The following is a 7,723-nucleotide window of genomic DNA, read 5'->3' as shown; positions in this document are numbered from 1 at the left end:
TTCTGACATTTCCACTGATAAAGTTTGCACTGTTAAAGTTTGCACTGTTAAATTCCACCCTTAAATTTGTAAGAGTAATTTCCACTGTCGGATATCGTAGGGGTGGAATTTACTTTTGCAATTGAGTTATGTTTGCCAGATACAACATGACAACATAATATCCCCTTACCCCTTGCCATACTCTTATTTTAACTTTATAATACCATTTTCCCCGTTCACTTCATCCCAAACATCTTTTCCTTTAAGTCAAGGTAGTACAGATAGTTTTCAGGGCTTACATCGGGCGGACAGCGGTGGTCGCAAAATGGGATATATCCGCCTCTTTCAACAAGAGGCACAAGGGTCTCCAAATAGTCCTTTATAGCTTCCTTCCCTTCCTTTAACTTTATTTTATCAACCCCACCCATAATTCTTAATTCTTTGCCGTATTCATTAAGCACTTCAGAAGGATGAGAACATCCGTTAACCTCAAAAGGAAAAAGGCAATTTATCCCGCCCTCAAGCAAATATGGAAGAATAGGCCTAACATCGCCGTCGCAATCGGTATACCATAAGTCAATCCCGGCTGCACGCAACTTTTTGCTTATTCGTTTATATCTAGGCATTACAACATTTTTAAAGAAATCCACGGAGACAATAGGGCCGTTTTTAAAACATATGTCTTCCCAGCCTGAAGCAAAATCAAAATCAATATGCGGTAAAACTTGATCCAAGAAATCTTCAACAAGCACACAGCACGTTTCAACCATATCTTCCACCATGTCGGGATAATCATAGCATGCATATGCCAAACCCTCAAATGTCAACATATCGCGGATTTTTCCAATCATTGAACCGCAATGTACCCCAAGGGGGTAATCCCTGTTGTCCGGATGGGCCCTTTTTATTTTTTCAATATCAACTTTACGCGCAGGGTCGTCCCTCCTGAACTTCTCTTCTTTAACCCGCTTCCAATCGTCAGGAGTTTCTATAGAAGACTTCATAAAATGGGGAATGGTATCGTGTCCGTCTTTCGGAACTTCGGCCAAAAGACCGTCAGAGTTCATAACAACATTTGTCTTTTCTCTTTCTTCAACAACTTTTTGGGGAAAAGCAGGATTCATCCATATGTTCCCTGATACAACGGTTATCTTGTCAAAATTAAAGAATATGTCCGCTTGCGCATTATTCTTTATGTTATTTTCAACAAAAATAGGCCACTCTTCAAAGTTTTCATTCCAGTAGCCAAATTCCATGTTGAAACAACGGTCCACCGGCTTATAGTGCATTTGATTATTGAATCTTTCCCTGTCTGTCATTGTGCCTTTCCACTTTTCCCTTATCGGTTTAATTTCCATTAAAACAATCCTCCTTCTTTAAATCAATTCTATAAAATTATTGCTTTAACTATTAAATATATTGTAAAATCTATATATATAAATATCAATACATTTAATTGCTATAAAATATAATTTTATTGCTTTAACAGTCATAAAAAAATGCTCCCCGTATGGGCGGATCCCGTATGGGCGGAAAGGTGGTTTAACAAAGTGAAAAAAGTATGGGTAGAGTCTAACGTCGGCATGGAAAACCGGTTTTCATATAACTATACCCCAAGTCTTCTTGCCAAATCGGCATTCTTTTATATTCAAAGCTTAGGACATTTTTGTTGTGATGAGAACTATTTCACCCGTAGAAAAGGATATAGAAGCTTTTTATTGATATATACACTAAACGGTAAAGGTTATGCAAATTACAGGGATAAAAAGTATGAGCTCACAAGAGGCCAGGTCCTCTTAATGAACTGCTATGACTACCAGGAATACTATACTGATAAAAAGGATCTATGGGAAATTAAGTGGGTACATTTTAACGGAGCAAGCAGCGAAGAATACTATAACATTATTTATAAGAACTACGGTCCTGTTATAGATATGGGAAACAATACATCAATCCTGGATAATATTAATAAAATTATGCATTTGCTTTCTGCCGGAGACATGCAGTTTGAAGTTAAAGCATCAAATATAATATTAAACATGCTTACAGATATAATACTTACAAAACCTAACAGTCAAAGCAATTCCAGTCAAAAAGTGAATAATATTCAATTGGATGCTGTCATGTACTTTATTGAAAATAATTATAGCAGCAATATTTCACTTGAAGATATGGCATCAACGGCTTGTAGCAGTAAATACCATTTTTGCAGGAATTTTAAAAGAATAACGGGATACAGTCCCTATGAATATCTTGTTAAATACCGGATTAACAAGGCAAAATCCTTGTTGGAAATAACGGATAGCCCCATAGGTGAAATAGCAAGAAATGTTGGGTTTGAAAGCACAAGCAATTTTATCCGGACATTCAAAAAGCTTGAAGGCTTGACTCCCCTCAAATACCGCAGTTATTGGAACGGATGATATTAGAATTATTTTGCTTTTTTTATTTTAATTATCTTAAATATTTAGAGGGGATGCTAATTGATGTCATTTTAAGTAAATTATATAATAAATTTAAAACTCTATATTTAACATTTAACGAGTTGGAGGTATCGGAAGTATTATGGTAAATCACATACCAAAGAAAATTAGGATTAACAAATATAGGACTAACAAATATTTGATAGAAGTGTTCTGTATTTAACCTTCAGAGCTAATTATTTCAAAAAATTTATCCACTATTTCCGGATCAAATTGGCTCCCCGCATTCCTTTTTATCTCAGCCATGGCATCTTCTTTGATCTTAGCTTTACTGTAACATCTGTCAGTAGTCATGGCATCATAGGCGTCAGACACGGCCAAGATTCGACAAAGTAACGGTATTTCTTCTCCTTTAAGCCCCACGGGATAACCTTTACCGTCCCAGCGCTCATGGTGGTGAAATATATATTCGGCTATACCTGCCAGTTCAGGCGTGTTCCGGGCAATGCGGTAGCCAATTTCGGGATGCTTTTTCATTTCTTTCCATTCGTCTGGCGTAAGGAAGCCAGGTTTTAACAGTATATTTTCACTAATACCCACTTTGCCGATGTCGTGGAGTACAGCCAGGAGAGACAGATCATCCAGCTCCTTGGCGGAAAGCTTAAGTTTTCTGCCTATTAACAGACAATACTTTTGCAGCCTATCGGCATGCTCTTCCGTTTCTATGCTCTTAGCAAAAAGAACATCCAAAAGGGTGTTAATAATAGTATTTCTATAACTTTTGCCTTCCAATAGTTTTCTGCGGTACAACCATTCTTCTGCTTCTTTGATGGTCTGCCTAAGGCTTTCTTCCGCCTTCTCCTTGACAGCATAACCCAAGGAAATACTTAATTTGATGACTGTATCAACATCCCGTTCACAGCTTTTTTTAATTCCTGCAATTATGTTTTCTGCTGTTTCAGCGTTGGTACGCGGCAGCAGGATGAGAAATTCATCTCCCCCCCATCGGCCAACAATGTCTTCCTTCCGGCAGTTCTCCATGATTGCTTCGACTGCTTTCTGCAAAAGCTTGTCCCCCACTTCGTGGCCGAAAACATCATTAGCCAGTTTCAAACCATTGACATCTCCCATGATTACAGTAAGTGGCACCTCCTGTGATGCATCCGCCTGCCTGATTTTCTCCTCCATGAACCGACGGTTATAAATGCCTGTCAGGGAATCATGATAACTCAGGTATAGAATTTGTTTTTGCTGTTCTTTTTCTTTAGTAACATCACGGAAAACCATGACTACGCCGTAAATTTGTCCTGTCCCATCTTTGATGGGAGCAGCACTATCAGCTATGGGTATTTGCCGCCCCTCCCGGTTGATTAAGACAGTATGGTTGGCCAAGCCTACAATTTTTCCTATCCGTAGAACTTTGTCGATAAGGTCTTCGGCCGCCTGTCCCGTATATTCATTAATCAGATTGAAAACCTGGCTAAAAGGCTTGTCTTTCGCTTCTTCCAAACTCCATCCTGTAATTTCTTCCGCAACCTTATTCATTGAAGTAATTCTGCCTTCTTGATCAGTGGTAACCACGGCATCACCGATGGAAAGGAGAGTGGTTCGAAGCAATTCTCTCTCTCTTTGCAATTCTTGCTTTATATTAATTAGCGCGGTAATTTCCCTGCCTATTCCCACAAGCCCCGAAATCAAACCTTTCCGGTTTATGATTGGGGAAAGGGATGTTTGATAATATTTAACCTCATCATCCACCTCAATATCCCATTCATAAACGACATGCTCTCCCTCCAAGGCTTTCTTATTGGCTATCTCATGCACGGTAGCCTTTTCCGGCCCAAAAATATCTCGCGCGGTTTTCCCCAAGAAAAATATGGGTCTAACTCCTCCTTTTCCCATCCATTTCCCGTACACCCCAGTATATCTCTGTTCCTTGTCCAATTCATAAATAATATCTTCGGTTGAATCTACCAGGGCTTTGAAACGCTGATTTTCAAACCACAGCATGTCTTCTCGTTTTTTCTGCAGCAAATACAGGGAAATAATTTCCGTAACAATTATCAAAAGCGCCACTTCGTCTTCTTCCCATTCCCTGTACTGCAAGCACTCATCAAAACCAATAAAACCATAGTAATTTTCATCAACATATACAGGCAGTACCAGCAGGGATTTAATCTCTTGTAATTTCAATAATTCTTTTGCATTCTTGTCCGGAATGTCTTCAATATCACTGTAGTTTATCACTTTCCTGTTTTTAAGCCTGTCCACCCACCAGGCAAATCCAGCCTCAGGTAATTCTTGAAGAATTTCTTTCTGGGGCGTTATACCGGGTGCTGCCCACTCAAAAGTGTTGCTCATAGTCCCTCTTTTTTGATTTCTCTCAAAGAGATAAACCCTGCTCACTCCTGTTCCTTCGCCTAAAATCCGCAGTAGTTTTGTCAGAAAAACTTCAGGGTTTTCTTCCTGCAAAGCCAGGCGGGAAATATTACTTACAAGCTTTTCATATTTTAGTTTCTTTTGAAGTTTCTCTTCCGCCTTTTTCTGCAAGGTTATGTCTTTACTCGAGCCAACTATGTATTTTATTTCGCCTTCCTCCCATACGGGAGTCAAAGTGGTAAGCCAGGCCTTTACTCCTCCAGGCAGTGCCAGAGTTTCTTCATAGTTAATGGCTCTTTGCTCTTCAATACACCTTTGATAATTAGCTTTTACAACTTCACCAATTTCCTCTCCTGCCAGCTCAATAGGTGTTTTATCTTTCAGCTCTTCCATGCTAAAACCTGTCAACTCCCTGTAGGCAGCATTGTTCCTAAGATAACGGAATTCCCCTCCTTCCACCTTGACCAGGAACATGGCATCCTGGGTGCTGTTAAAAATTGTCTCGATATCGCGGGATAGTCTTTTTATTTCTTTCCGTTGTTTCTTTAGTGTTTTAATGTACGCCACCTCTTTTGAAATATCCTGAAAAATTGTTACAATATGTCCTATTTCCGGAGAATAAACTGTTATTTTATACCACCTTTCAAGGGGTTCTAAATACTTAATAATTTCCTGTTTTTCGTCATTTAATACTGCTTTACCAGCCATCCAATCAAAACTGCTGAGCCCAATATTTGACAATACTTCCGTCACTTTTTTACCTAAGATAGCTTCTCTTTTCAGTCCTGTCATTTCTTCAAAGGCATGGTTGATGTCTAAAAAAATGTAATCTTCAGGCTGTCTCATGTCATTCAAGATAACCTTGCTATAAGCATAACCAAAGGGTGCCTGTCTGAATACTTCAAATACTGTTTTCTCTTCCACTTTAGTTTTCCCCTCTCAACACGATATCGACGCATTGTAGATTATTCCTTTATCTAGAACTCCTTGCTGAAATATACAAGTTTTCCTCTGGAGCCAACTATCATCAACTATCATTATAAATAATATCATAATTGGTCAAATTATAATAGTACCAATTTTCAATATATTTTGATATATTTTTGATATATTATTACTTTATATATTATTACTTTCGGTTTTCAAAGTTCATCATTTTTCAACTTCATGCAAAAGTCATGTTATATATTACTCAAACCTCGTAAAATAGCAAGAGATATAACGGATAAATATGAAAAGTGTAAAAGTGTATTATCTAATTGACAATTATCTCAAGCAATAGTATCCTTAATGTAAGGAAGCTTGAATATACTAAGAAAGCATATAAAAGACATATGTAATATACTTTGAACCATTAGGAATACTAAAAAAATGGGATAGTAAATAAGAAAGGATGATAAACTTGGAAAATGAAAAATTATTTGAGTTTATGACTAAAATGTATAGCGAGATGCAAGAGGGGTTCAAAAAGGTTGATGAGGAGTTTAAAAAGGTTGATGAGAAGTTTAAAAAGATTGATGAGGAGTTTAAAAAGGTGCATAATGATATTGCTAAAATTCAAGTAACTATTGAGAACGAAATCAAACCTGATATCAAAGCTTCATTAGAAGGTTATTCTCATATATATAATAAGCTTGAGAATATTGAGAAAGAAGTATCCAAGCATGATGAAATAATCCTAAGGCGAGTAAGATAACTAATGTATCCACGTCAGTCAAACTCCCCTCAGTTACAGTTCCACCTAAATTCGTTACCGGATAAAAATCGGCCAAGGATGACAGTATTATTTTTAGGCGGCATTAATAACGCATTTGTCTGCCACAAATACAATAACCCACTTTTTAAGTTTTGGCAGGTTTTGAAGCTCATACAAGTTACGATACTTCATTATCTAACTTCATTATCTATTGTATAGCTTCATTTTTCTTTTCTTCTATGATTTTTTCTCCATGTGCTTCATACCTATAGGTCAACATGCTCATCCATAAATTCCAGGGTGAAGCTCTTTTTTTGAGCAACTGCGGAATATACCCTTATTGTTAACTGATGGCCCATGCCCCACGGAGCCAGAGGTCGCCATGGATGGCAACCCCTATAGTTCTCTTTTATTAGATAAATTAATTTCATGTCCTGATTTCATACTCTTACTTAGTAGATATATAAGATATTGATTTAAACTTATTCCTTCTTCATTTGCTTCTTCAATAAGCTCCTTATGCATGGTTTTCGGAACTCTTATAGTTATTCTACCTTTATAATTATCAATATGCGAAAAGGGCAAAGGTATTTCTTTCCCTTGTTCATATGCGGTTTCAATCCAACATATTCTTGCGTCCTCACCCATTTGAATAGCTTCTTCAATAGTTTCTCCATCACTTGAACAACCCGGTAAATCAGGATATGTTATAAAATATCCTCCTCCATCTTCAGGAGGCAGTTTCTCTATCTTAGTTGGATATTCCATTTTTTTGTATTCTTCTAAACTAAACATTATAGTCAACTCCTTAATAATCAAGCTTCTCCAATAGTTCAATAACATCCTTAATATACTTAATTTTCACATATGGTTTATTATATGGTATTGTTATTATTATATCATTTAGTGTATATGTAAAATGGCTAGATCCACCACGTGGTTGCCTTTTATTAAAACCAATAGATAATAAAAGTTTATCCACTTCTTCAAATCTAATCTTTTGAGGATTATTCTTTATTTTTTCTAACAGCTTTTGCTTCTTTGACAAATATATCACCCATCTTTATATCTTTATTTTATATGACATCAAATGCAATGTCAACAGTATGCTAAGGGTGCCAGAGCTGAAGCATGAAAATTTTATTCTTATCCATTAATAGTGGCTGCGTTAGTAATTTTATCCAATTATATAATAATATTACATAAATTTAACCATACGTTTAAGTCATCGGATAACACTATAACC

Annotated in this window: 6 protein-coding genes; 2 read left to right on the top strand and 4 right to left on the bottom strand. The window is 36.9% G+C overall.

The genetic code is table 11. The features are described 5' to 3' along the window. Positions 1–215 precede the first annotated feature (215 nt). Positions 216–1,337, bottom strand: coding sequence for a hypothetical protein (locus tag HPY74_18620; protein NSW92631.1), 1,122 nt, complete (start codon positions 1,335–1,337; stop codon positions 216–218). 192 nt (positions 1,338–1,529) lie between these two features. Here HPY74_18620 and HPY74_18615 point away from each other — a divergent pair, with 192 nt between their 5' ends. Continuing rightward, positions 1,530–2,402, top strand: coding sequence for a helix-turn-helix transcriptional regulator (locus HPY74_18615; GenBank protein ID NSW92630.1), 873 nt, complete (start codon positions 1,530–1,532; stop codon positions 2,400–2,402). Between the two features lie 219 nt (positions 2,403–2,621). Here the strand turns inward: HPY74_18615 and HPY74_18610 are convergent, their stop codons facing one another. Further along, a complete protein-coding gene (locus HPY74_18610; GenBank protein NSW92629.1) occupies positions 2,622–5,705 on the bottom strand; it encodes a PAS domain S-box protein in 3,084 nt (1,027 codons plus the stop codon). 478 nt (positions 5,706–6,183) lie between these two features. On the opposite strand from HPY74_18610, the gene HPY74_18605 reads away from it, so the two are divergent. Further along, positions 6,184–6,477: a hypothetical protein gene (locus tag HPY74_18605; GenBank protein NSW92628.1), complete on the top strand. Its 294-nt coding sequence runs from the start codon at positions 6,184–6,186 to the stop codon at positions 6,475–6,477. A 396-nt stretch (positions 6,478–6,873) separates the two neighbouring features. On the opposite strand, the gene HPY74_18600 is transcribed toward HPY74_18605, so the two are convergent. Together HPY74_18600 and HPY74_18595 are read right to left on the bottom strand one after the other, a co-directional pair. Further along, a complete protein-coding gene (locus HPY74_18600; GenBank protein NSW92627.1) occupies positions 6,874–7,272 on the bottom strand; it encodes a type II toxin-antitoxin system HicB family antitoxin in 399 nt (132 codons plus the stop codon). Positions 7,273–7,285: 13 nt separating this feature from the next. Next, a complete protein-coding gene (locus tag HPY74_18595) occupies positions 7,286–7,525 on the bottom strand; it encodes a toxin HicA (GenBank protein NSW92626.1) in 240 nt (79 codons plus the stop codon). Positions 7,526–7,723 lie beyond the last annotated feature (198 nt).

This window comes from Bacillota bacterium (genome assembly GCA_013314855.1).
Lineage (GTDB): Bacteria > Bacillota > Clostridia > Acetivibrionales > DUMC01 > Ch48.
Note: the sequence above shows the minus strand (reverse complement) of the source record. Positions and strands in the feature narration are given on the sequence as shown.

Excerpts from the sequence above, each read along its gene's own strand:
- HPY74_18620 (NSW92631.1), bottom strand. The coding sequence starts at position 1,337 with ATGGAAATTAAACCGATAAGGGAAAAGTGGAAAGGCACAATGACAGAC.
- HPY74_18600 (NSW92627.1), bottom strand. The coding sequence starts at position 7,272 with ATGTTTAGTTTAGAAGAATACAAAAAAATGGAATATCCAACTAAGATA.